The organism is Actinoallomurus sp. CA-150999, from assembly GCF_050942425.1.
Lineage (GTDB): Bacteria > Actinomycetota > Actinomycetes > Streptosporangiales > Streptosporangiaceae > Actinoallomurus.
This window is the reverse complement of the sequence record NZ_CP192063.1, coordinates 2,226,954-2,250,151: the sequence shown is the minus strand read 5'-3', so window position 1 is coordinate 2,250,151 and position 23,198 is coordinate 2,226,954. Positions and strand designations below refer to the sequence as shown.

Sequence of the window (23,198 nt, the reverse complement as noted above, 5' to 3'; positions counted from 1 at the left end):
GTGCTCTAGGGGTAGGCCTGACCTGGGGGACATGCTCATGGAACAGCCGATCGAACGACTGCGGGAGCGCGTACGGGGCCGGGTGATCACGGCGGAGGACGCCGGGTACGACGAGGCGCGCCGGGTGTACAACGCGATGATCGACCGTCGGCCGCTCGTGGTCGTACGGTGCGCCGACGCGGGTGATGCCATGGCCACCGTGGAGTTCGCTCGAGAGAACGACCTCGTCCTGTCGGTGCGCGGCGGTTCGCACAGCGTTCCGGGGTACGGCACGAACGACGGCGGAGTGGTGCTCGACCTGTCGTCGATGCGCGGGGTCCGCGTCGATCCCCGCACCCGTACGGCCCGGGCCGAGGGCGGGTGCACCTGGGCGGACTTCAACCACGCGACGTACGCGTTCGGGCTGGCGACGACCGGTGGGATCATCTCGACGACGGGCATCGGCGGGCTGACGCTCGGCGGCGGCATCGGCTATCTGAGCCGCCGCTGCGGCCTGACGATCGACAACCTGATCTCGGCGGACGTCGTCACCGCCGACGGCCGTTTCCTCGTGGCCTCGGAGAAGGAGAACGAGGACCTGTTCTGGGCGCTGCGCGGCGGCGGCGGGAACTTCGGCGTGGTGACGTCCTTCGAGTACCGCCTGCACCCGGTCGAGAACATCTTCGCCGGGATCATCTTCTACCCGCTCGACCGCGCCCGCGACGTGCTGGAGTTCTACCGCGACCACATTCAGGAGGCGCCGGAGGAGCTGGGCTGCTATCCGGCCTTCCAGATCACGCCGCCGCTGCCGTTCATCCCCGAGCCCGAGCAGGGCAGTCCGCACTGCGCGATGGTCGCGTGCTGGTCCGGTCCGATCGAGGAGGGCGAGCGGGCCCTACGGCCGATCCGTACGGCCGCGCCGACGGTCGCCGAATTCGTCGCGCCGATGCCGTACCCGATGATCAATAGCGCGCTCGACGCGCTCGTACCTCCGGGTCTGCAGCACTACTGGAAGACGGCGTTCGCGACGGAGTTGACCGACGGCGCCATCGCGGCCCATCTCCAGCACGGCCCGGGGCTGCCCGCCGTGAACTCCACGGTGCACATCTATCCGATCAACGGCGCCTGTCACCGGGTGCCCGCCGGCGCCACCGCGTTCACGGGCCGCGACATGACGTTCGTGACGGTGATCGCCGGGATGTGGCCCGACCCGTCGGCGAACGAGGCGAGCATCGCCTGGGTACGGGACTACTTCCAGGCGTTGCGCCCCCATTCGGCGGCCGGCGGTTACGTCAACTTCATGTCCGAGGACGACCGCGCGCACGTCCGGGACGACTACCGGGACGCGTACGCGCGGCTGGCCTTGATCAAGAAGACGTACGATCCTGGCAACCTGTTCCGACTGAACCAGAACATCGAGCCCGCCGGCTGACGCGCGTCAGGGGTGCGCCGGCATGGCACCGCCCGGGGCGACGCCGGGACGGCCGCCGCGAAGTTTTCTGAGCCGGAAGCTCGCCGCGATCGCCGCGATCCCGAAGCCGATCGCGGAGAAGCCGATGAGCCAGGCCACCGCGAAGACGCCGGAGACGGGCGAGAACAGCACGATGAGCCCGAAGAGCACCGAGAGCGCGCCGAACAGGACGTACATCCACTCACCGTGGATCTCCTTGCGCATCTGCAGCGCGGTGACGATCTCGCTGATCCCCGTGACGATCGCCCAGATCGCGACGAGGAGGACGATGGCCAGGGCGGTGGCGTGCGGCCAGAACAGCGCGAGCAGGCCGACGATGATGCCGACCGCGCCCTCGAAGATGAGCAGCGACCGGCCTCCGCCCGGAGCGCTGAAGGCGGAGATGATGGCGGAGATCCCGTCCGCCAGGGCGAAGATGCCGAACACGATGGCCAGGACGAGGAGCGTGATGCCCGGCCAGATCACGGCCAGCACGCCGAAGATGACGGCGAGGACGCCGCGCACCGTGAGCATCCACCAGTGCCGCGCCATGTAGTCGACCCACATGAGAGGCCTCCCCTGCGGAACGGAACGTTTCACAGGAGGTCTTTGCCGCTCATTTGCGGTGGAAGACCAAGCAGAGCCCCTTATGCGGCAAATCGCCGCAATTTTCCCGCCCGGCCCCGCGCGAGCGGGACCGGGCGGATGAGGTGATCAGCGCAGGTCGCCGTTGGTCATCCCGATGGGGGCCGGGGGCAGCGCGATCAGGCCGGTCTCCGCGCGGGAGGCCAGCAGGTCGTGCCTGGGCACCACCCGCACGCTGTACCCGAACGCCCCGGTCCGGTCGAGGGGGACCTCGCCGGCGAAGCGCCACCGGCCGTCGCCGAGGGCCTCGGCCTGGGTGAGCTCCAGGTAGGACGGCTCGACCAGCGCGTCGGTGTCGTCGACCCGGCCGAACGCCACCTCGACCGCGGCGTCGTCCGGCGTCAGGTCGCCGAGGTGGACCGTGGCGCGCACGGTCAGGCGGGTGCCGAGGTGCGTGCTCTCGCCCGCACCTGTGGACTCGATGTGCTCGACCGCGACGGACGGCCAGGCCTTGGCGATCCGGTGCTTCCAGGCGGCGAGGGCCTTCGCGGCGGCGTTGCCGTCGGCGGACAGCCGGTGGGCGGAGACGGCGGCCGGGGCGTACAGCTCGACGACGTAGTCGCGGACCATGCGCCCGGCGAGGACCTTCGGGCCGAGCGAGGCCAGCGTGTGCTTGACCATCTCCAGCCAGCGGCTCGGCAGGCCGCCGCCCGAGCGGTCGTAGAACAGCACGGAGACGTGGTCCTCGATCAGCTCGTAGAGGGCCTGCGCCTCGATGTCGTCGCGGCGGTCCGGGTCGGCGGCACGGTCGGCGGACGGGATGGCCCAGCCGTTGTTGCCGTCGAACCACTCGTCCCACCAGCCGTCGCGGATCGAGAGGTTCAGCCCGCCGTTCAGCGCGACCTTCATGCCGGAGGTGCCGCAGGCCTCGAGCGGGCGCAGCGGGTTGTTCATCCAGACGTCGCAGCCCTGGACCAGCGACTGGCCCAGCGCCATGTCGTAGTCCGGCAGGAACACGATGCGGTGCCGGACCTCGGGGTCGTCGCTGAACCGCACGATCTCCTGGATCAGCCGCTTGCCGCCCTCGTCGGCGGGGTGCGCCTTGCCGGCGATGATGATCTGCACCGGCCGCTCGGGGTCGAGCAGGATCGACTTGAGCCGCTCCGGGTCGCGCAGCATCAGCGTGAGCCGCTTATACGACGGGACGCGGCGGGCGAAGCCGATCGTCAGGACGTCCGGGTCGAGCGCGTCGTCGATCCAGGTCAGCTCGGCCTCGCTCGCGCCGCGCTGCCGCCAGGACTCGCGCAGGCGCCGCCGGGCGTCCTCGACGAGCCGGGCGCGCAGCGTGCGCCGGATGCGCCAGATCTCGGACGCGGAGACCCGCTCCACGCCCTCCCAGCCGCGGCCGAACTCGACCACGTCGGGCAGCTCGCGCCGGGCGAGGTCGATGAACTCGGGGGCCACCCAGGTCGCCCCGTGGACGCCGTTGGTGATCGAGCCGATCGGCACGTCGTCGGTGTCGAACCCGGGCCACAGGCCGCCGAACATCTCCCGGCTGACCCTGCCGTGCAGCTCGGAGACGCCGTTGACGCGCTGGGACAGGCGCATGCCCATGACGGCCATGTTGAAGACCGAGGCGTCGCCGCCCTCGTACGTCTCGGCGCCGAGGCCGAGGATGCGCTCGACGGGCAGGCCGTTGTCCTCGTTGGTGCCGCCGAAGTAGCGCTGGACCAGCTCCCGGGGGAAGCGGTCGATGCCGGCCGGGACCGGGGTGTGGGTCGTGAAGACCGTGCCCGCCCGGGTCGCCTCGAGCGCCTCGTCGAAGGACAGGCCCTGCTCGTCGATGTACTCGCGGATCCGCTCGAGGCCGAGGAAGCCGGCGTGGCCCTCGTTGGTGTGGAACACCGCGGGGGCGACGTGGCCGGTGATGCGGGAGTAGGCGCGGATCGCGCGGACGCCGCCGATGCCGAGCAGCATCTCCTGGAGCAGGCGGTGGTCGGTGCCGCCGCCGTACAGGCGGTCGGTGACGTCGCGGGCGGCCGGGTCGTTCTCCTCGACGTCGGAGTCGAGGAGGAGCAGCGGCACGCGGCCGACCTGGGCCACCCAGATCTGCGCCCCCAGGGACCGGCCCTCGGGGAGGCCGACGGTGACCCGCGCGGGCGTGCCGTCGGCGTCGCGCAGGAGCCTCAGCGGGAGCCCGGCCGGGTCGATCGGGGGGTAGCGCTCGAGCTGCCAGCCGTCCGGCGAGAGGGACTGGGAGAAGTAGCCGTGGCGGTACAGGAGTCCTACCCCGACGATCGGGACGCCGAGGTCGCTGGCGGTCTTGAGGTGATCGCCGGCGAGAATGCCCAGGCCACCGGAGTACTGGGGCAGCGCGGCGGCGATGCCGTACTCCGGTGAGAAGTACGCGATCGCCGAGGGGGCGTCGGACAGCCTCTGGTACCAGCGGGGGGCGGTGACGTACTCCCGGAGATCGTCGACGGCGTCGCCGAGAGCGCGGAGGAAGCGCCGGTCGGCGGCGAGAGCGGCGAGCCGCTCCGGCGAGACCTCCCCGAGAAGGCGCACCGGATCGTGCCGGGTCGCCTCCCACAGGTCCGGATCCACCGACTCGAACAGGTCGAGCGTCTCGGGGTGCCAGGACCAGCGCAGGTTGAGAACGAGCTCCTCGAGCGGCTGAAGCGGCTCGGGCAGGACGGAGCGTACGGTGAATCTGCGGATCGCCTTCACGTGCGGCGACACTAATCGGTCCGGCCCGGTGCTCGCGACCCTAACCCGCCCAGTGGCCCACATCTTGATCTCCGTTTGGCCTCGGGAGCCCGGCCACCAGGCCGGAAATGCGAATTTAGCCCTGACATGCGAGGATTGCCGGGGAAGCGCGGCGAGGGCGCCTCCCACGCCTCCGGAAGACGAGACCCCTACCGGGACGCGTCGCACCCGGCGCCTCGGCCGAGGCGATGAAAGAATCCGAGCGCGGACGGAACGCCGTCGCGTGCGAGGGCATCGGACGCGGTGGCACCGCCGTCGTCAGAACGCGACAAACACCCCGTTTCATACCGCGGATACCGGCAACGGAGACGTTATGCGCCAACCCTCGCCGAGCACCCCCACCCGATCCGGCGACAGTGACCCTCAAGAAAGATCAATTCTTTCCGAAGACCAGGCTGATCGCGTACCCGCGTCTGTACGCTCGCCTGCGATGATCGGACGCATTCCCATCCTCGACGTGCAGCCAGTGATCGACTGCGAACGCTGGCCCGCCAAGGCCGTTCCCGACGAGGATTTCGCCATCAGCGCCACCGTGTTCCGCGAGGGCCACGAGCAGCTCGGCGCCGGCGTCGTCCTGCGGGATCCGGAGGGCCGAGCCGGGCCCCTCGTCCGCATGTCCGAGGTCACCCCCGGCACCGACCGGCACGCCGCGCAGGTGGCGGCGACCACCACCGGGCTGTGGCACTTCCGCGTGGAGGCCTGGGGCGATCCGATCGGGCACTGGCACCACGATGCGGGCATCAAGATCCCGCGCGGTCAGGACGTCGAGCTGATGCTCGAGGAGGGCGCCCGGCTGTTCGAGCGCGCCGCCGCGGGGCTGCCGAAGAAGGGCGCCGGCGTCTCGAAGAAGCAGGCGGTGCTGACCGCGCTCGCCCGTACGCTGCGCGAGAAGACGATCCCGGCGATGCTGCGGTTCGAGGCGGCGGACGCCCCGGAGGTGCACGAGGTCCTCGACGAGCACCCGCTGCGGGACCACGTGACCACCTCGGAGTGGCACCCGCTGCTCGTGCAGCGCGAGCGGGCGCTGTTCGGCTCGTGGTACGAGTTCTTCCCCCGCTCGGAGGGCGCGACGTACGACCCGATGGGCCGCCGGGCACCGCAGTCCGGAACGTTCCGAACGGCGATGAAGCGGCTCCCGGCCGTCGCCGAGATGGGCTTCGACGTCGTCTACCTCCCGCCGATCCACCCGATCGGCCGGCAGTTCCGCAAGGGGCCGAACAACACCCTGCACGCCGAGCCGCACGACCCCGGCTCGCCGTGGGCGATCGGCTCGGAGGAGGGCGGCCACGACGCGATCCATCCCGATCTTGGAACGATCGAAGACTTCGACGCCTTCGTCGCCCGTACCCGTGAGCTCGGCATGGAGGTCGCCCTCGACCTGGCCCTGCAGTGCTCGCCGGACCATCCCTGGGTGAGCAAGCACCCCGAGTGGTTCACCACGCGCGCCGACGGCTCGATCGCCTACGCGGAGAACCCGCCGAAGAAGTACCAGGACATCTACCCGATCAACTTCGACAACGACCCCGAGGGCATCTACGCGGAGGTCGAGCGGGTCGTCCGGCACTGGATGGCGCACGGCGTACGGATCTTCCGGGTGGACAACCCGCACACCAAGCCGGTGGCGTTCTGGGAGCGGCTGCTGAAGAGCATCGCCGACACCGACCCCGACGTGCTGTTCCTCGCCGAGGCGTTCACCCGCCCGGCGATGATGCACACCCTCGGCAAGATCGGCTTCCACCAGTCGTACACGTATTTCACGTGGCGCAACAGCAAGGACGAGCTGGAGGAGTACCTCCGCGAGCTGTCGGGCTCGGCGGCCGCCTACATGCGGCCCAACTTCTTCGTCAACACGCCTGACATCCTCAACGAGTACCTCCAGCACGGCGGGCCGCCGGCGTTCGCGATCCGCGCCGTGCTCGCCTCGACGCTGTCCCCCACCTGGGGTGTCTACTCGGGCTACGAGCTGTACGAGGGCACTCCGGTGCGGCCGGGCAGTGAGGAGTACCGCGACTCGGAGAAGTACCAGTACCGCCCGCGGGACTGGGAGGCCGCCGAGCGCGAGGGCCGCAGCCTGGCTCCATATATCCGGAACCTCAACTCTTTGCGAAGAACGCACCCGGCGTTGCGTAGGCTGCGTAACCTACATTTCCATCATGTCGACCAGCCCGAGCTGATCTGCTACTCCAAACGCGTGTCGGACGACCCCGACCACCCTGGAGACGTCGTGCTGGTCGTCGTGAACCTCAATCCACATCAGGTTCGCGAGGCGACGGTCCATCTCGACCTGCCCGCGCTCGGTCTCGACTGGTCGGAGGAGTTCGTCGTCCACGACGAACTGTCGGGCGAGTCGTACGACTGGCGGCAGGCGAACTACGTGCGCCTGGACCCCCAGAACAGGCCTGCCCACATCTTCACGGTCTCGAGAGGCGAGAGTTGACCCAGTTCGATCCCCTAGCGGGCGTCGGCCCGGTCGAGCCGGTTCCCGACACGTTCACGCGTGAGGCACCCAACGAGCCTCGCTGGTACAAGCACGCGGTCTTCTACGAGGTCCTCATCCGGGGCTTCTACGACTCCACCGGCGACGGCACGGGCGACATCCGGGGACTCACCCAGAAGCTCGACTATCTGCAGTGGCTCGGCATCGACTGCATCTGGCTGCTGCCGATCTACGAGTCGCCGCTGCGCGACGGCGGGTACGACATCAGCGACTTCATGAAGATCCTCCCCGAGTTCGGCGACCTCGGCGACTTCGTGGAGCTCGTCGACGAGGCGCACAAGCGCGGCATCCGCGTCATCGCCGACCTGGTCATGAACCACACCAGCGACCAGCATCCGTGGTTCAAGGCGTCTCAGGAGGACCCGGACGGGCCGTTCGGCGACTTCTACGTCTGGTCCGACACGGACGACCAGTACAAGGACGCGCGGATCATCTTCGTCGACACCGAGACGTCGAACTGGACGTACGACCCGGTGCGCGGCCAGTACTACTGGCACCGCTTCTTCAACCACCAGCCGGACCTGAACTTCGACAACCCCGCGGTTCAGGAGGCCATGCTGGAGGTCCTGCGGTTCTGGCTGGACCTCGGCATCGACGGGTTCCGCCTCGACGCCGTGCCCTACCTCTATGAGCGGGAGGGCACCAACTGCGAGAACCTCAAGGAGACCCACGACTACCTCAAGCGGGTCCGCAAGGAGGTCGACCGGCTCTACCCCGACCGGGTGCTGCTGGCCGAGGCGAACCAGTGGCCCGCCGACGTCGTGGAGTACCTCGGCGACCCGGCGACGGGCGGCGACGAGTGCCACATGGCGTTCCACTTCCCGGTCATGCCGCGCATCTTCATGGCGGTCCGCCGGGAGCAGCGCTACCCCATCTCCGAGATCATGGCGCAGACGCCGAAGATCCCGGAGAACGCCCAGTGGGGCATCTTCCTCCGCAACCACGACGAGCTCACGCTCGAGATGGTGACGGACGAAGAGCGCGACTACATGTACTCCGAGTACGCCAAGGACCCGCGGATGAAGGCCAACATCGGCATCCGCCGGCGCCTGGCGCCGCTCCTGGACAACGACCGCAACCAGCTGGAGCTGTTCACCGCGCTGCTGCTGTCGCTACCCGGCTCGCCCGTGATCTACTACGGTGACGAGATCGGCATGGGCGACAACATCTGGCTGGGCGACCGCGACGGCGTGCGTACGCCCATGCAGTGGACCCCGGACCGCAACGCCGGCTTCTCCAAGGCCGACCCGGCCCGGCTCTACCTTCCGGCCATCATGGATCCGATCTACGGATACCAGGCGATCAACGTCGAGTCGCAGCAGAACAACACCGGGTCGCTGCTCCACTGGACGCGCAAGATGATCGAGATCCGCAAGCGGCACCCGGTCTTCGGCGTCGGCGACTACACCGAGCTCACCGCCTCCAACCCGAGCGTGCTGGCGTTCGTGCGGGAGTGCGGCGAGGACCGCGTACTCTGCGTGAACAACCTCTCGCGCTTCCCGCAGCCGGTCGAGCTCGACCTGCGGCGATTCGAGGGGGTCAACCCCGTGGAGTGCATGGGAGGGGTGCAATTCCCGCCAATTGGGGAGCTCCCGTATCTTCTGACGCTTCCTGGGCATGGTTTCTACTGGTTCCTCCTGTCCCCCAAGCCCGGGGGTGATGGCGAACAGCCATGAAGGACGCAGGAGGCACAGGCGAGGTGACATAGTCAGTGCGGCTGGAACGACTCGACGACCTGTTGGTGGACTGGCTCCCGCGCCAGCGCTGGTTCGCGGGCAAGGACCGGGAGATCGACGCGATCTCCGTCCTTTCCGACACGGAACTGGTCGAGGGCGATCCGTCGCTACATCACGTCATCATCGCCGTGCGTCAGACCGGGGGCACCGACCGTTATCAGGTGCCCCTGGGAGTACGCAGCGAGCTGCCCGGCCGACTCGAGTACGCGGCGATCGGGCAGCTCGACAACGAGACTCATCTCTACGACGCCGTGCACGACCCCGAGCTGACCCGGGTCTGGCTGGAGAACATGGCCGGCAACGCCGACGTCGGCCCGCTCGCCTTCCGCTCGATCACCGGCATCGACACCGAGCTCGACAGCCTCGCCAGCCCCGCCGAGCAGAGCAACACCTCGCTGATCTACGGCGACGCCTACATCTGCAAGCTGTTCCGCCGGCTCACCCCCGGCATCAACCCCGACCTCGAACTCAGCCTCGGCCTCGCCCGGGCCGGCAGCAAACACGTCCCCGAGCTGCACGGCTGGTTCTCCAGCGACCTCGACGGCACCCTGTCCACGCTCGCGATGCTGTCGGAGTTCCTGCGCAGCGGGACCGACGGCTGGCAGCTCGCCGGCACCAGCGTCCGCGACCTGTACGCCGAGGCCGACCTGCGCGCCGACGAGGTCGGCGGCGACTTCGCCAGTGAGTCCGAGCGGCTCGGCGCCGCGACCGCCGAGGTCCACCGCGACCTGGCCACCGCGTTCGGCACGAGCGAGATGCAGCCCGCCGACGTACGCGCGGTGGCCGACCAGATGCACGCCCGGCTCGTCGAGACGTGCTCCGTCGTGCCCCAGCTCGCCCCGTACGCCGGACGGCTCACCGACGCCTTCGACGCCCTCGCCGAGCTGGAGCGGCCCCTGACCGTCCAGCGCGTCCACGGCGACTACCACCTCGGCCAGGTGATGCGGACCGACTCCGGCTGGATGCTGCTCGACTTCGAAGGCGAGCCGGCCAAGCCTCTGGAGGAGCGCCGGGCCCCCGCCCACCCGCTGCGCGACGTCGCCGGGATGCTGCGCTCGTTCGACTACGCGGCCCGGCACCTGCTGGTCAACGGCCAGGCCATCGGCGGCGACCCCGACCAGCTGGAGTTCCGCGCCCAGGAGTGGGCCGACCGCAACCGGGCCGCCTTCTGCCGCGGGTACGCCGAGGCGGACGGCACCGACCCGGCCTCGAACGAGGTCGTCCTGCGCGCCTTCGAATTCGACAAGGCCGTCTACGAGGTCATGTACGAGGCGCGCAACCGGCCGTCCTGGCTGCAGATCCCCCTCGGCTCCATCTCCGCCCTCAGCACCCGCTCCGAGTCGGATTATCTGTCGTACTGAAATGGCGGAGAAAAGGTGCCCGTAAGATGGGTTTCGGCTCCGCACCCTCATTTCTGCATATGCAGGTCGCCCTGTCGGGTTTCGGTTGGGCGGAAACCCTAAGGGCGACCCGTCATCCCGCACCCTCGCCGGGATGTACCTGTTCGGCGAGAAGGAGCCGGAGGGTCTCCGGCGCCTCGGCGGCCACGGTCATGGCGTAACCGGCTTGTATCTGCTGGTCGGTGAGATTGCCCGCCCGGGTCGCGTACCAGTGGCCCGCGTCGCTGCGCCATACGACCCAGCCGGGAAAATCGGCCTCTAATGTGGCCTTGACAACGGCGAAATCCGCCATCTTGCCCCTTCGCGCTGGAAACACAGCCTTCTGTATACGAAAGTGGGTCGTATACGTCGAGGTGTCAAGACACCCGTAAGCGGAACGTTCCTGTATGGCTATGAGGAGGCAAGGTGGCTATCCTCCCCGCTTACGTCCGGATCGCCGGCGAACTCCGCGAACTCATCCGTGACGGCACGTACCCTCCCGGAACACGACTGCCCACGATCAGCCGGCTGTGCGACGTCCACGGCGTCTCGGAGATCGTGATCCGCCAGGCCTTCGCCCTCCTGCGGACCGAGGGGCTGATCGAGACGCGTCGGGGAGGCGGCACCGTGGTGCGCGGCCGGCCGCCCGCCCGGCGGCTGGCCATGGAGCGCTACCGCGCCGAGACGGCCCCGGCCGCGGTGCCCGCCACGTCCTTCACCGTCGACCACCAGATCGCGTGGCGCGACTACCGCCTGGACCGGTCCTATTCGCGGCACCGCGCCGACGAGGAGCTGTCCGCGCTGTTCGCGGTGGAGCCGGGCACCCCGTTGCTGCGCCGGCACTTCGTGTTCTGGGCGCGCGGCGAGCCGCAGCAGATCTCCACGAACTACCTGCCGTGGAGCCTGGTCGAGGGCACGCCCGTGGCCGACCCGGACCGGGAGCCGTGGCCGGGGGGCACGCCGGCGCAGCTGGCGTTCCTCGGTCACCCGGCCACGCGCGTCGAGGAGGCGGTGCGGTCCCGGATGCCGACCCGGGAGGAAGCCGACACGCTGCGCATGGGCACCGGTGTCCCGGTCCTCACCATCACGCGGCGGATGTTCTCCGGCGACCGGGTCCTCGAGGTCTGCCGAGACATCGTCCTCCCGGCGGACCGCGTCGTCCTCGACTACGCGATCGATCTGTGATCTTGGGACCGGAGACCCAAGCGGGAAAGGCATGTCGGGACCGCGGCCTCTAGTGATATTGGAGCCGAACCGCGACAGTCATTTCGGAAGCGGGGAGGCTTCATGCGTTTCAACATGCTGGGACCGGTGGAGCTGCGAGTCGACGGCCGGACGACCTACCTCCGGGCGCCGAAGCACCGTACCCTCCTGACGGCTCTGCTCCTGCGACCGGGCAGTCTCGTTCGGCTGGATTCGCTGGCCGCCGCGCTGTGGCCCTCCGGGCCGCCGGCGTCCGGAGTCGCCAACATCCGCACGTACGTCCGTGAGCTGCGGAACATCCTCGGACCGGCCGCGTCCCGGCTGGAGACCAGGGCGGGCGGCTATCTGCTGTCCGTCGAGCCGTCCGAGGTGGACGCGCTGGAGTTCGCCGCCCTCGCCCGCGAGGGCGACGCGGCACTGCGGTCCGGCGACGTGGAACACGCGGCGGACGTGCTCGGCCGGGCCCTGGCCCTGTGGCGGGGCGAGGTCTGCGAGGACGTTTCGGCGTGGGCCTCGCTCACCGCGGAGGCACTCCGGCTCACCGAGCAGCGGCTCAGGGCGGCGGTCCAGCTCGGCGACGCCTGGCTCATCCTCGGCCGGCACGCGGAGATGATCGGCGAGTTGCGGCGGCTGACGGTCGAGCAGCCGTTGCACGAGCGCCTCCACGCGCAGCTGATGCTGGCGCTGTACCGGTCGGGCCGCCAGGCCGACGCCTTCACCGTCTACCACGTGCTGCGCCTGCGGCTGATCGACGAGCTGGGCGTCGAGCCGGGGATCGAGCTGCGCCGACTCTACGACCGGATGCTCCGCGGCGACCTCGACGGCCGGGAGGATCCGCCGGCGCACCGCGCCCTTCTCGAGGCGGGCTGATCCCCCGCCGTCGAGCGGGGCCCTCGGCACCCGGCCGGCCCCCGACGCGGCGCGTCCGCCGGAGCCGCCCGGCGGGCGGTCGGCCCGCCCCCGGGGAGCGTCCAGCGGCGTGGTCAGGCGGCCGACCAGTAGTACAGGGCGTCGCCGACGCGGCGGATCGGGCCGGCCCCCTTCGTGGTGCTCTTCCAGGTCTTCCCGTTGTCGTTGGAGTACCTCATCGTCCAGCCGGTGCCGGGGCCCTTGTGCGGGAGCGCACTGTGCTCGAGTCCCTGGTGCGCGGCGTAGATGACCTTGTGCTTGGCGTCCATCCCAGTGGCCGCGCCGCTGGTGATCGTGTCGTCGTCGCTGGCGCCGATCAGTGTCCAGTCGGTGCCCTGGGCGGACTGCGGGTTCTGCCCGGACCACTTGAGGAAGCCGCTGCCGGGGCGCATGTCGCTGCACTGCTTCCAGCCGTAGGCGACCGTGCACGTCGTGGCCCAGCTGGTCCCGGTGAACGGCGTGCTGAGCGTGGCGACGTCCTCGATGTAGAGGCGCTTCGGCCACTTGCTCGACGTGGCGCCGTACCTGTTCACCCCGGTGATGGCCGCGCGGACGATGAGGCCACCCATGGAGTGGCCGACGACGTCCACCGACTTGCCCTTCTTGGTGTAGTGGTCGTAGATGTCCCACGCGAGCAGACGGCCCAGCTCCTGGATCCGCGTGTTGAGGTTCCCGTCGTACTTACGGGTGCAGTTGGTGTCCTTCTTGTAGAAGCCCCACGTGACGAAGTCCCCCGTCCAGCCCCGCTTGCGCAGCGCGGACATCGCGGTGTTCCAGGTCCCCTTGCAGTCGTCGCCGCCCCCGTTGACGTCCGTGTGCATGGCATCGACGCCGTGGATGAAGTAGACGGCCTCGTTCTTGCTGTTGCTTCGCGGCGGCGTCGCCGCGCTCGCGATGCCCTGGGTTCCCGCCAGCACCGCCCCGACGGCCACCGTCGCGGTCAGACCTCGCATGATTCGTCGTGTCAACGCCACTACCTCCGGCCATCGGCAGCCGCGTCCGAGACGTCGGCTGTCTCCGCACTCGCGCGGCGATCATGGCCGGGGCTCATACATTGGCCGTACAGTCCGCATACAGAGCCGGCCCGCCCCGCCTGCGGAAGCACGTGGAGATCGAACCCCGCCGGAGGATTAGTCACCGGCGGTCGGGCAGGCTTAGGGAGACGTGGCACACGAGAACATCCGAGGAGCGTCATGGCGCGGGTCACGCACGATGAGATCGACCGGTTGATCGGCGGAGATCACCACGACCCCCACAGCGTGCTCGGCGCCCATCCCGGGCCCGACGGCATCACCGTTCGCGCGTTGCGGCCGCTGGCCTCTGCGGTGGAGGTGATCCTCCCGGGCGGTGCCCGCCACCCGATGCGTCACGTGCACGAGGGCGTCTTCGCGGTCACGCTGCCCGCCGACAGCACGCTGGCCGGCGGGGAGCCCCAGGCGGTTCCCGACTACCGGCTCGCGGTCACGTACGACGGGCCCGAGATCGTGCAGGACGACGCGTACCGCCACCTGCCGACTCTGGGCGAGCTCGACCTGCACCTGATCGGCGAGGGCCGGCACGAGGAGCTGTGGAAGGTCCTGGGCGCGCACACCCGCGCGTACACCTCGGTCTTCGGCGCGGTCTCCGGCACGTCGTTCGCGGTGTGGGCCCCGAGCGCCCGCGGGGTACGGGTCATCGGTGATTTCAACCACTGGGACGGCCGGGCGTACCCGATGCGCTCGCTCGGCTCGACGGGGATCTGGGAGCTGTTCATCCCGGAGGTCGGCGACGGCGCGAACTACAAGTTCGAGATCCTCGGCGCCGACCGGATCTGGCGGCGCAAGGCCGACCCGATGGCGCGGTACGCCGAACGGCCGCCCGCCACCGCGTCCACCGTCTTCACGTCCTCCTACGAGTGGGAGGACGACGAGTGGATGACGCGCCGCAAGTCGTACGACGCGCTGCACTCGCCGGTGAGCACGTACGAGGTGCACCTCGGCTCCTGGCGCACCGAGCTGGGCTACCGCGAGCTCGCCGACCAGCTGGTCGGCTACGTCACCCACATGGGCTTCACGCACGTGGAGTTCCTGCCGGTGGCCGAGCACCCGTTCGGAGGGTCGTGGGGCTACCAGGTCACCTCGTACTACGCGCCGACGTCCCGCTTCGGGAGCCCCGACGACTTCCGCCACCTCGTCGACCGGCTGCACCAGGCCGGCATCGGCGTCATCATCGACTGGGTCCCGGGACACTTCCCCAAGGACGAATGGGCCCTGGCCCGCTTCGACGGCACGCCGCTGTACGAGCACGCCGACCCGCGCCGGGGCGAGCAGAAGGACTGGGGCACGCTCATCTTCGACTTCGGCCGTACGGAGGTGCGCAACTTCCTCGTCGCCAACGCGAACTACTGGCTGGAGGAGTTCCACGTCGACGGGCTGCGCGTGGACGCCGTCGCGTCGATGCTCTACCTCGACTACTCCCGCGCCGAGGGCGAGTGGACGCCGAACATCTACGGCGGCCGGGAGAACCTCGAGGCCATCGACTTCCTCAAGGAGATGAACGCCACCGTCTACAAGCGCTCCCCCGGCATCATGACGATCGCCGAGGAGTCCACCGCCTGGCCCGGCGTCTCACGCCCCACCCACCTCGGCGGGCTCGGCTTCGGGTTCAAGTGGAACATGGGCTGGATGCACGACACGCTCGCGTTCCTCGAGCGCGACCCGCTCTACCGCGGCTACCACCACCACGAGATCACGTTCTCGATGGTGTACGCCTACTCGGAGAACTACGTGCTGCCGCTCTCGCACGACGAGGTGGTCCACGGCAAGGGCTCCCTGCTCGGCAAGATGCCCGGTGACGAGTGGCAGCGCTTCGCGAACCTCCGGGCGCTGCTGGCCTTCATGTGGGCGCACCCGGGCAAGCAGCTGCTGTTCATGGGCCAGGAGTTCGGGCAGGGCGCCGAATGGGCCGAGTCCCGCTCCCTCGACTGGTGGCTGCTCGACGAGGCCGAGAACAACTACCACCGGGGGATCCAGCAGCTGGTCCGCGACCTGAACCGCGCCTACACCGGGTCGCCGCAGCTGTGGACGATGGACGCCGACCCGGAGGGGTTCCGCTGGATCGCGGCGGACGACGTCGCGGGCAACGTCATCTCCTTCATCCGGTACGCCCCCGACGGCTCGCCGCTCGCCTGCGTCGTCAACTTCTCCGGCATCCCGCACGAGGACTACCGGCTCGGCCTGCCCCGCCCGGGCCGCTGGCGTGAACTGGTCAACACCGACGCGTACGAGTACGGCGGAAGCGGCGTCGGCAACCTCGGTCAGGTGGAGGCGGTCGAGGAGCCCAGCCACGGCCTGCCCGCCTCGACCCGCCTGCGGGTGCCCCCGCTCGGCGCCGTCTGGCTCGTCCCGGAGTGACCGTTGTGAGGGGGACGGCGACACCGCCATGATGGGGCGGTGCTCGATGATCATTCGTCCCTTCGGGGGGCCTCACCACTGTCGGCCGGTGAGCGGTGAGCTCGCTGTACCAGCGCGTCGCGGGCGGGAGCCTGGAACGCCTGTCGGCGCTGAACGACGGTGTGTTCGCGATCGTGCTCACGCTGCTCGTGCTGGACCTGCACGTGCCGGCGGAGAAGGTGATCCACCGGCAGCGGCCGCTCTGGAGCGGCGACGCGCTGTCCTCGGAGAGCGAGCTGTGGCATCTCCTCGGGGAGGTCGCGCCCAACCTGCTCACCTACCTGATGAGCTTCCTGACGCTCGGGATGTTCTACGTCGGCTCCCAGACGCTGTTCAACCACCTTCGGGGCAGCGACCGGAACTTCACCTGGCTGCACCTCACCTTCCTGCTCTGCGTCTCCCTGCTGCCCTTCACCACCGCTCTGCTGGCGCAGTTCATGACCTTCCGGATCGCCGTCGCCGTGTACTGGGTCAACCTCCTGGCGCTGGGCCTGCTGCTGCTGGCCGGCGTCAAGTACGCGCGGAGGGCCGGGCTGCTCGACACCGAACGGACGCCCGGGTTCCAGCGGGCGTTCGAACGCCGGATCGTTATCCCGCAGGTGCTGTACGCCGCCGCGTTCGCGCTGTGCGTGGTCAACACCTATGTGAGCATCGCGCTGGTCGTGCTGCTTCAGCTCAACTCGGCGATCGCGCCGAACATCCGGCCGCTCAACCGGTTCTGACGCGCGGTGCTCAAGCGTCCGTGATGAATGGGGCCACATGTGGCAATGACCTTGTGACGACGCCGCTCACTGCGAGAGATTTTCGCGCGCAACCTCAGGAGGTAGCGCGTGCGGATCTCAGCACGGCGAGGAGTCCTCGCCCCCATCGCAGTCGCGGCCGCCCTCGCGGCGGCCGGGATGCCCGCCGCCCATGCGGCGAAGAAGCCGACGATCAAGGTGTCGGGCGGGGTCACCCAGCCCGTCTTCTCGTATCAGAACGCCATCCGGGAGTTCGTCCGGGTCCAGTCGAGCGTCGACGCCGACGGTGACGGCAAGAAGGACCTGATCCGGGTCGACATCATCCGGCCGAAGGAGACGAACGCCGGGCTCCAGGTGCCCGCCATCATCGACGAGAGCCCGTACTACGACAACGCGGGCCGGGGCAACGAGTCCGAGCGCAAGGCGTACGACGCCAACGGCAACCCGGTGAAGTTCCCGCTGTACTACGACAACTACTTCGTGCCGCGCGGCTACGCCGTCCTGAACGTCGACATGGACGGCACGACGAAGTCCGACGGCTGCCCCACCTCCGGCGGCGCCTCCGACGTCCTCGGCGGCAAGGCCGTCATCGACTGGCTGGGCGGCCGGGCCAAGGCCTTCGACGCCCAAGGCAAGGAGGTGAAGGCCACCTGGTCCACCGGCCATGCCGGCATGATCGGCAAGTCGTACGACGGGACGCTCGCCAACGCCGTCGCCGCCACCGGCGTCAAGGGCCTGGACACCATCGTGCCGATCTCGGCGATCAGCTCCTGGTACGACTACAGCCGCGTGAACGGGACCATCTGGTTCAAGGGCGAGGAGGACGGGCTCGCGGAGTTCGTCGACACCGACCCGCCCGCCAAGTGCGCCGCCGTCCGCCAGAAGCTCGCCCAGGGTCAGGACGACGCCACCGGGAACTACAACCCGTTCTGGAACGAGCGGGACTACCGGGTCGGGCCGATCGCCGACGCCGGCAAGGTGCACGCCAGCGTCTTCGCCGTCCACGGGCTGAACGACCTCAACGTCAAGCCGAGCCAGTTCTCCACCTGGTGGGCGGCGCTGGCCAAGCGCGGAGTGCCGCGGAAGGTGTGGCTGTCGCAGTACGGCCACGTCGACCCGTTCGACTTCCGCCGCGACGCCTGGGTGGACACCCTCCACCAGTGGTTCGACCATTGGCTGTGGAAGCTCCCCAACGGCATCATGAAGCAGCCGCGCGCCGACGTGGAGGTGGCGCCCGACCAGTGGGCCGCCCAGTCCGACTGGCCCGCGCCGCACACCCGGGCGCTGAGCCTGCGCCCGCAGGCCGACGGCACGCTCGGTCTCAAGGCCGGCTCCGGCACCGGCACGTACAGCGACACGAAGCAGGCCGAGGGCGACGACGTGTCCGACCCCACCACGGCGAAGCCGTACCGGCTGGCCTACACCACCCCGCCGCTGAAGCGGGACGTACGGCTGTCCGGCACGCCGCAGGTCAGCCTGAAGATCAAGCTGAACAAGCCGACGGCCAACCTCGGCGCGCTGCTCGTCGACTACGGCACCGACACGCGGGTCAACTACCTCGGCGCCGGCTCGGGAGTGAAGACGCTGACCACCGAGGACTGCCACGGTGAGAGCACGGCCGCCGACGACGCCTGCTACAAGAAGGTGGTCACGGACACGGTGACGTCCGACGTCAACGTGGTGACCCGCGGCTACCTCGACGCGCAGAACCGGCTCTCCCTCAGCCACGCGTCACCGCTGACGCCCGGCACGACCTACTCGGTCCGCTGGGACACCCTGCCGCAGGACTACCGCTTCAAGGCCGGACACCGGCTCGCCCTCGTCCTCATCGGCACCGACGCCGACACCCAGGACGACGATGCCACCGGCGCCGCGGTAACGGTCGACCTGGCCGGCAGCAAGGTCACCCTCCCGGTGATCGTCGGCGGCACCCCGTCGGAGTCCACCTTCTCCGCCGAACAAAACTGGCGCGGCCCCACCCACGTGGTCCTGCCCAAGCAGCCCCACGACTTCCACTGATCCTCAGATGAAGCGGGCCCCGGGACGACCGTCCCGGGGCCCACTCACACTCGGGGTCCTTAGCCAAGGACATCCTTGATGGAGTCGGCAGTAGCGGCTCGCTTCCCCCACTCCAGCAGTTGTTCGACGTCGGTGCACCCAAAGATGCGCGCACGCGCCTCCTCCGGCACCGTGACGCCCCGAGAGGAGAGCATGGCAAGGACGAAGTCCACCTGCGTCTCATGGACGACCTGGCGGAAGAGTTCGCTCCTGTATTCGCCGGTTTCGGTCTTCATCATCCCCTCCAGAAGGTTCCGAGCCGCCCGAGGAAGCACGGCGAGTACCTCATCCATTAAACCTTGTGCCCAGTCGGCGTCGATGGTCTCCATGCAGTCGAGCAACACCTCGAAGACCTTGGGGCCATCGGGGCCTGGACCGTGGACTGCGGCGGACAGGAAAGCGAGTTCCGGCGAGGGAACCGCCTGTGCGTCCGTCAGCACAGGCACCTCTTCCGGGCCGAGGACGAGAGGCCGCAGGACGAGGCCCGGATGTCCCAGCGGGATCGGCTTGCGGGCCCATCCGGCGACGCCCGCCTTCGGGGAGATGACCAGCAGCACGGTCGGACAGCCCAAGCGGGCGCGGGCCGTGGCCACGTAGGCCGGCCAGGTCAGGTGCTTCTGTGGATCCCGGCGCTGCTGCACCTCCACGATGACGGCGAGCTCAGGCCGATCCTTCCCGAGGGTCACGACCGCATCTGCGTGGTAGGACACCGGCTTGTGCTCGCTGAGGTCCGTGGGCTCCATGCGCGCGTGGGCGGTGGACGGCACCAGGCCCTTGCACACATAGTCGAGCAGGTCGGCCGCGAGTGCGGGCCGCAACCTGATTAATTCCAACCACATCTGGTGACCGCGATTCGGCATGCGGCGAACACTGATCGTGTCCGAACACTTACGCAAAGCGACGGCAAAAACCCTCAACGAGTCGGCGTTGGGCGGCCGGAGCGAGGAGCGGGGTGCGGGAGGTGGCTGGCGCGGTGGGTCATGACCAACTGTTGGGCGGCGAGGGTGACGCCCAGGCCCAGCCACAGGGCGTCGAAGGCGAACGGCTCGGCGAAGACCGACTGCCCCAGCGCTCCGAGCGCGAGCCGGGTGGCGATCGTGGCCAGCCACAACAGGAGCGTGATGCGACCGCCCCGGCGGTAGACCGCTCCGTCCTGGTCCCGCCACATCGGCATCGTCCGGCCGCGCAGCACGCCGAAGATCGCAGAGGCGATCAGCGAGACGACCAGCAGGCCGATGCCGGCGGCGGTCGCGCGGGAGGGACCCGGCGGGACGAAGCCGCGGGCTACGCAGAGGACCACCCAGATCCAGTTCTGCCACCGCACCGGTCGCGTCGTGAACTGCAGGACGATGACCAGTACGGCGATGCCCACCGGCAGGGCCACGTTGACCGTCATGACTTTTACCGTTCCTCCTTGTCGCGGGGCACCAGCCCGGACGCTTCGGTCATGTAGCCGGCCAGCACGGTCGTCAGGCCCGAGCGGAAGGCGGCGTCGCGGTCCGGGTCGGCCGGGTCGTGGCCGAGCCCGGAGAGCCAGGAGCGGTGCCCGAGTGCGTAGCCGTACGCGGAGGAAAGCCCCAGCAGCACGACCGCCTCGATCCGGTCCCGGCCGGGAACCTCTTCCCAGGGCAGTACCGCGCGGATGCCCTGGTCCATCGCGTCGACCAGCTCGCGCAGGCCCAGGTTCGCCATTCCGAGGTCGGCGTGCAGCTCCGCCCACGCCCACAGGCGTACGTACCGCTCGTCCGCGAGCGTGTCGAACAGCACGCTCATCATCCCCTTGGCGGTCGGCAGGCCCGCCTCCGCGCGGATGCGGTCGCGGACCCGCTCGCGCAGCAGCGCGTTCTCCCGCCGAAGGACCTCCCGGACCAGCGCACTGTAGGTGCCGAAGTAGTGCGTCACCAGGCCGTGCGTGACCCCGACCGCCTCGGCCACCTGCCGCAGGCCGACCCCGTCCGGCCCGCGCTCGGCGATGAGCGCCGCCGCGGCCGTCAAGATCTCCTCGCGCGCCTCGGCGGGCGTACGGCGCCTGCGCCGCTCTCCTGCCATCCGCGCTCGCCCCCGTTATTGTCAACCGTGACAATAACATTCGCGATCTCGCCCGTACACCGGTTGAGATCTACTGCAGGCGGGCGCGGCCGCCCTACGGTTGCTCGGCGGGCGCGGCTGCGGTCGGAGTCCCGGGCACAGGTGGAGGCGGGCTGCGGAAAGGCGCTAAGAGCGGGCGAACCTCTCGGTCCCGCGCCTCGAAGAAAGGCGGGCTCAGCCGAGGCGGTCCAGGAGCCAGCGGGGCCCGACGACGGACGCGCCGGCCGACTCGGCGCGGCGGCGCAGTTCGCGATCGGCGGTCACGACGGTCCGGCTCTCGTCCGCCTCGGGCACGGCGAGCAGGGCGATGGTGTCGTCGCCGCTGCCCGGCGCCGCGACCACCCGTACGCCGGGAACGCTCGGCACGCCCCGCGCGGCGCCTTCGGTGACCAGGATGATCTCCGGATGGGCGATGCCCGGGCCCGCTTCCGGCAGCCCCTCGACCCCACCGAGGGCGGCGAGCCGGTCGCGCAGCCGTTCGTTGGCGCCGGCCCGGTCCCGCCACCAGCCGTCGGCCCGGGAGCCGACGACGTTCGCCCCGTCGACGATGAGAACCGGCTTCGCCGACGTTGGACCTGCCTCCGGAGACGTCATGCCGCCACCATTCCCCGGTCACGTCCGGCCGAAGCGACGCGGTTGACTTAGAGCACGCTCGAAGTCGTTGGATCTTTCCATGGCAACGAAAACGGCCCTGGTCACTGGGGCGAACAAAGGCATCGGACTGGAGATCGCCCGCGGGTTGGCCCAGCACGGCTGTGCGGTGCTGGTGTCCTCCCGCGATCGGAACCGAGGTGAGCAGGCGGTCGCCGCCCTGAGCGCCGAGGGCGGCGAGTTCCACCACGTCCGGCTCGACGTCACGGACGAATCGTCGATCGCCGAGGCGGCGCGATGGATCGGCGATCGGTTCGGGCGGCTCGACATCCTGGTCAACAACGCCGGGATCAGCGACCGTCCCGTGAGCGGTCCGCCGAGTGAGACGGACGTGGCCGCGATGCGGGCGGTCTATGAGACCAACGTGTTCGGGGTGGTGGCCGTGACGAACGCGATGCTGCCGCTGCTGGGGCGTTCGCCGGCGGGCCGGATCGTCAACGTCTCCAGCCGCCTGGCGTCGATCGGCATGCACGCGGCTCCCGACTCGACGTTGCCGGCCTTCCTGGCCTACGGGTCGTCGAAGTCGGCGCTGAACGCGGTCACCGTGCAGTACGCCAAGGAGCTGCGGCAGACCGCGATCAAGATCAACGCGGTCGAGCCCGGCCACTGCGCCACCGACCTGAACGAGTACCGGGGCGCCCGTACGCCGGCGCAGGGCGCCAAGGTCGCCGTCGAGCTGGCGCTGGTCGGCGAAGACGGGCCCACGGGTGGCTACTTCGACGAGAACGGCCCGCTGCCCTGGTAGGGCGACGTACGGCGCTCAGGCACGGCCCGCTGCCCTGGCAAGGACGACGTACGGCGCTCAGGCGAGGAGGCCGCGGAGCCAGCTCGGGTCGGCGACCGCCGCGCCCGCCTCCAGCGTGCGGCGCCTCCGCTCCGGGTCGCCCGTGACGACGACGCGGTGCTCGTCCGGGGCACCCGGTGCGGCCAACGCGGCGAACGCCTCGGCCGGTGCCGCCACGACCCGTACGCCGTCCACGCCGGGGACGTCCGCGTCGCCGGCGGCCAGGACGATCTCCGGGTAGGACAGGTCGGCGACGGTGCCCGGGAGGTTCGGAACGGGGCCGAGCGCAGCGAGCCGGTCGCGGAGCCGCGCGACGGCGGCGCCGTCGCCGTACGTCCCGTCGCCGTCGGTCCCGTCGAGGGCGGCGGCGTCCACGACGAGCACCGGCCGGACGAGCGCCTCGCGGAGCCGGGACCAACCGTCGGCGAACGCGGGGAACAGCTTCTTGCCGGGCACCTCGTCGACGTGGACCCAGGCGACGGCGGCGGTCTCGAAGGACGCGCGGCGGACGTGGGGCCGCTCGGCGACCGAGGCGATCACCGTCTCGTACGACCAGCCGCCGTGGTGTTCGCCGATGAGGCCGTGGACCCGGACGACGGACGGGTCGAGGGTGCTCTCCTCCCCCGCCTCGCGCAGCGCCCCGGTGATCGCGTCCTCGTGGCTGTGGCGGGCGCCTCCGAGAATGCCCCAGGTGCCGCCGCCGATCGACAGGAGGGCGCGTTTCTGGAGGAGGACGTGCGGCTCGGGACCCTGGTGATAGAGGAGCAGGCCGGCGGCGCCGTGCCGTCCCCAGTGGCGATGACCCGCCTCGCAATTCACCCAGCCGTCCCCGTCGCCCATACCAGTGAGGGTAACGGGCAGGTCGGGGCGGCCTCCGCCGGAAACCACCCGCACAGCCCGGCTGACCACCGGTTTTTCGGGCATTGACGCGGCTCGCCAGGG

19 protein-coding genes are annotated in these 23,198 nt (G+C 69.8%); 10 read left to right on the top strand and 9 right to left on the bottom strand.

Going from position 1 to position 23,198, the window contains the following annotated elements:
• The first annotated feature begins 37 nt into the window (after positions 1–37).
• Entirely contained in the window at positions 38–1,411 is a 1,374-nt protein-coding gene (locus tag ACQP2O_RS10675) for an FAD-binding oxidoreductase (protein ID WP_433182263.1), read from the top strand.
• A 6-nt stretch (positions 1,412–1,417) separates the two neighbouring features.
• Here ACQP2O_RS10675 and ACQP2O_RS10670 read toward each other — a convergent pair whose 3' ends face one another.
• Positions 1,418–1,996, bottom strand: coding sequence for an HdeD family acid-resistance protein (locus ACQP2O_RS10670; protein WP_433182261.1), 579 nt, complete (start codon positions 1,994–1,996; stop codon positions 1,418–1,420).
• 147 nt (positions 1,997–2,143) lie between these two features.
• Positions 2,144–4,741, bottom strand: coding sequence for an alpha-glucan family phosphorylase (gene glgP / locus ACQP2O_RS10665; RefSeq protein WP_433182259.1), 2,598 nt, complete (start codon positions 4,739–4,741; stop codon positions 2,144–2,146).
• A gap of 469 nt (positions 4,742–5,210) precedes the next feature.
• Here glgP and ACQP2O_RS10660 point away from each other — a divergent pair, with 469 nt between their 5' ends.
• Genes ACQP2O_RS10660 through ACQP2O_RS10650 form a run of 3 tightly spaced genes read left to right on the top strand, consistent with a single transcriptional unit; the run spans position 5,211 to position 10,374 of the window.
• Positions 5,211–7,217 (top strand): alpha-1,4-glucan--maltose-1-phosphate maltosyltransferase, encoded by a 2,007-nt coding sequence (locus ACQP2O_RS10660; protein WP_433182257.1) that lies wholly within the window; start codon positions 5,211–5,213, stop codon positions 7,215–7,217.
• Positions 7,214–8,953, top strand: a complete 1,740-nt coding sequence (gene treS / locus ACQP2O_RS10655) for a maltose alpha-D-glucosyltransferase (RefSeq protein ID WP_433182255.1) — start codon at positions 7,214–7,216, stop codon at positions 8,951–8,953. Before ACQP2O_RS10660 ends, treS begins: the two co-directional genes overlap by 4 nt.
• A 35-nt stretch (positions 8,954–8,988) precedes the next feature.
• On the top strand, positions 8,989–10,374 hold the full coding sequence (locus ACQP2O_RS10650; RefSeq protein WP_433182253.1) for a maltokinase N-terminal cap-like domain-containing protein: 1,386 nt from the start codon (positions 8,989–8,991) through the stop codon (positions 10,372–10,374).
• A 112-nt stretch (positions 10,375–10,486) separates the two neighbouring features.
• Here ACQP2O_RS10650 and ACQP2O_RS10645 read toward each other — a convergent pair whose 3' ends face one another.
• Positions 10,487–10,705 (bottom strand): hypothetical protein, encoded by a 219-nt coding sequence (locus tag ACQP2O_RS10645; RefSeq protein WP_360887111.1) that lies wholly within the window; start codon positions 10,703–10,705, stop codon positions 10,487–10,489.
• Positions 10,706–10,818: 113 nt separating this feature from the next.
• On the opposite strand from ACQP2O_RS10645, the gene ACQP2O_RS10640 reads away from it, so the two are divergent.
• The gene (locus ACQP2O_RS10640; protein WP_433182251.1) at positions 10,819–11,577 is read left to right on the top strand and encodes a GntR family transcriptional regulator; all 759 of its coding nucleotides are present in this window, start codon (positions 10,819–10,821) and stop codon (positions 11,575–11,577) included.
• Positions 11,578–11,679: 102 nt separating this feature from the next.
• A complete protein-coding gene (locus tag ACQP2O_RS10635) occupies positions 11,680–12,465 on the top strand; it encodes an AfsR/SARP family transcriptional regulator (RefSeq protein ID WP_433182250.1) in 786 nt (261 codons plus the stop codon).
• A gap of 113 nt (positions 12,466–12,578) precedes the next feature.
• Here the strand turns inward: ACQP2O_RS10635 and ACQP2O_RS10630 are convergent, their stop codons facing one another.
• Positions 12,579–13,457, bottom strand: coding sequence for an esterase/lipase family protein (locus ACQP2O_RS10630; protein WP_433182248.1), 879 nt, complete (start codon positions 13,455–13,457; stop codon positions 12,579–12,581).
• Positions 13,458–13,697: 240 nt separating this feature from the next.
• Between ACQP2O_RS10630 and glgB the strand changes: the two genes are divergently transcribed.
• The 3 genes from glgB (at position 13,698) to ACQP2O_RS10615 (ending at position 18,694) form a co-directional block, all read left to right on the top strand.
• Positions 13,698–15,896 (top strand): 1,4-alpha-glucan branching protein GlgB, encoded by a 2,199-nt coding sequence (gene glgB, locus ACQP2O_RS10625; RefSeq protein WP_433182246.1) that lies wholly within the window; start codon positions 13,698–13,700, stop codon positions 15,894–15,896.
• A gap of 95 nt (positions 15,897–15,991) precedes the next feature.
• A complete protein-coding gene (locus tag ACQP2O_RS10620; protein WP_433182244.1) occupies positions 15,992–16,657 on the top strand; it encodes a TMEM175 family protein in 666 nt (221 codons plus the stop codon).
• 108 nt (positions 16,658–16,765) lie between these two features.
• Positions 16,766–18,694, top strand: a complete 1,929-nt coding sequence (locus tag ACQP2O_RS10615; protein WP_433182243.1) for a Xaa-Pro dipeptidyl-peptidase — start codon at positions 16,766–16,768, stop codon at positions 18,692–18,694.
• Positions 18,695–18,753: 59 nt separating this feature from the next.
• Here ACQP2O_RS10615 and ACQP2O_RS10610 read toward each other — a convergent pair whose 3' ends face one another.
• The 4 genes from ACQP2O_RS10610 to ACQP2O_RS10595 form a co-directional block, all read right to left on the bottom strand.
• Positions 18,754–19,593 (bottom strand): hypothetical protein, encoded by an 840-nt coding sequence (locus ACQP2O_RS10610; protein ID WP_433182241.1) that lies wholly within the window; start codon positions 19,591–19,593, stop codon positions 18,754–18,756.
• Positions 19,594–19,646: 53 nt separating this feature from the next.
• Positions 19,647–20,129: a hypothetical protein gene (locus tag ACQP2O_RS10605; RefSeq protein WP_433182239.1), complete on the bottom strand. Its 483-nt coding sequence runs from the start codon at positions 20,127–20,129 to the stop codon at positions 19,647–19,649.
• 5 nt (positions 20,130–20,134) lie between these two features.
• Positions 20,135–20,782 carry a TetR/AcrR family transcriptional regulator gene (locus ACQP2O_RS10600; RefSeq protein ID WP_433182237.1) on the bottom strand — a complete coding sequence of 216 codons (648 nt, stop codon included), beginning with the start codon at positions 20,780–20,782 and terminating at the stop codon, positions 20,135–20,137.
• Positions 20,783–20,995: 213 nt separating this feature from the next.
• A complete protein-coding gene (locus tag ACQP2O_RS10595) occupies positions 20,996–21,415 on the bottom strand; it encodes a hypothetical protein (RefSeq protein ID WP_433182236.1) in 420 nt (139 codons plus the stop codon).
• 79 nt (positions 21,416–21,494) lie between these two features.
• Between ACQP2O_RS10595 and ACQP2O_RS10590 the strand changes: the two genes are divergently transcribed.
• On the top strand, positions 21,495–22,217 hold the full coding sequence (locus ACQP2O_RS10590; protein ID WP_433182234.1) for an SDR family oxidoreductase: 723 nt from the start codon (positions 21,495–21,497) through the stop codon (positions 22,215–22,217).
• A gap of 57 nt (positions 22,218–22,274) precedes the next feature.
• On the opposite strand, the gene ACQP2O_RS10585 is transcribed toward ACQP2O_RS10590, so the two are convergent.
• On the bottom strand, positions 22,275–23,096 hold the full coding sequence (locus ACQP2O_RS10585; protein WP_433182233.1) for an NUDIX domain-containing protein: 822 nt from the start codon (positions 23,094–23,096) through the stop codon (positions 22,275–22,277).
• Positions 23,097–23,198 lie beyond the last annotated feature (102 nt).

Excerpts from the sequence above, each read along its gene's own strand:
- ACQP2O_RS10585 (WP_433182233.1), bottom strand. The coding sequence starts at position 23,096 with ATGGGCGACGGGGACGGCTGGGTGAATTGCGAGGCGGGTCATCGCCAC.
- ACQP2O_RS10670 (WP_433182261.1), bottom strand. The coding sequence starts at position 1,996 with ATGTGGGTCGACTACATGGCGCGGCACTGGTGGATGCTCACGGTGCGC.
- ACQP2O_RS10630 (WP_433182248.1), bottom strand. The coding sequence starts at position 13,457 with ATGCGAGGTCTGACCGCGACGGTGGCCGTCGGGGCGGTGCTGGCGGGA.
- ACQP2O_RS10645 (WP_360887111.1), bottom strand. The coding sequence starts at position 10,705 with ATGGCGGATTTCGCCGTTGTCAAGGCCACATTAGAGGCCGATTTTCCC.
- ACQP2O_RS10660 (WP_433182257.1), top strand. The coding sequence starts at position 5,211 with ATGATCGGACGCATTCCCATCCTCGACGTGCAGCCAGTGATCGACTGC.
- glgB (WP_433182246.1), top strand. The coding sequence starts at position 13,698 with ATGGCGCGGGTCACGCACGATGAGATCGACCGGTTGATCGGCGGAGAT.
- ACQP2O_RS10610 (WP_433182241.1), bottom strand. The coding sequence starts at position 19,593 with ATGCCGAATCGCGGTCACCAGATGTGGTTGGAATTAATCAGGTTGCGG.
- ACQP2O_RS10605 (WP_433182239.1), bottom strand. The coding sequence starts at position 20,129 with ATGACGGTCAACGTGGCCCTGCCGGTGGGCATCGCCGTACTGGTCATC.
- ACQP2O_RS10590 (WP_433182234.1), top strand. The coding sequence starts at position 21,495 with ATGGCAACGAAAACGGCCCTGGTCACTGGGGCGAACAAAGGCATCGGA.
- ACQP2O_RS10600 (WP_433182237.1), bottom strand. The coding sequence starts at position 20,782 with ATGGCAGGAGAGCGGCGCAGGCGCCGTACGCCCGCCGAGGCGCGCGAG.
- ACQP2O_RS10635 (WP_433182250.1), top strand. The coding sequence starts at position 11,680 with ATGCGTTTCAACATGCTGGGACCGGTGGAGCTGCGAGTCGACGGCCGG.
- ACQP2O_RS10595 (WP_433182236.1), bottom strand. The coding sequence starts at position 21,415 with ATGACGTCTCCGGAGGCAGGTCCAACGTCGGCGAAGCCGGTTCTCATC.
- ACQP2O_RS10675 (WP_433182263.1), top strand. The coding sequence starts at position 38 with ATGGAACAGCCGATCGAACGACTGCGGGAGCGCGTACGGGGCCGGGTG.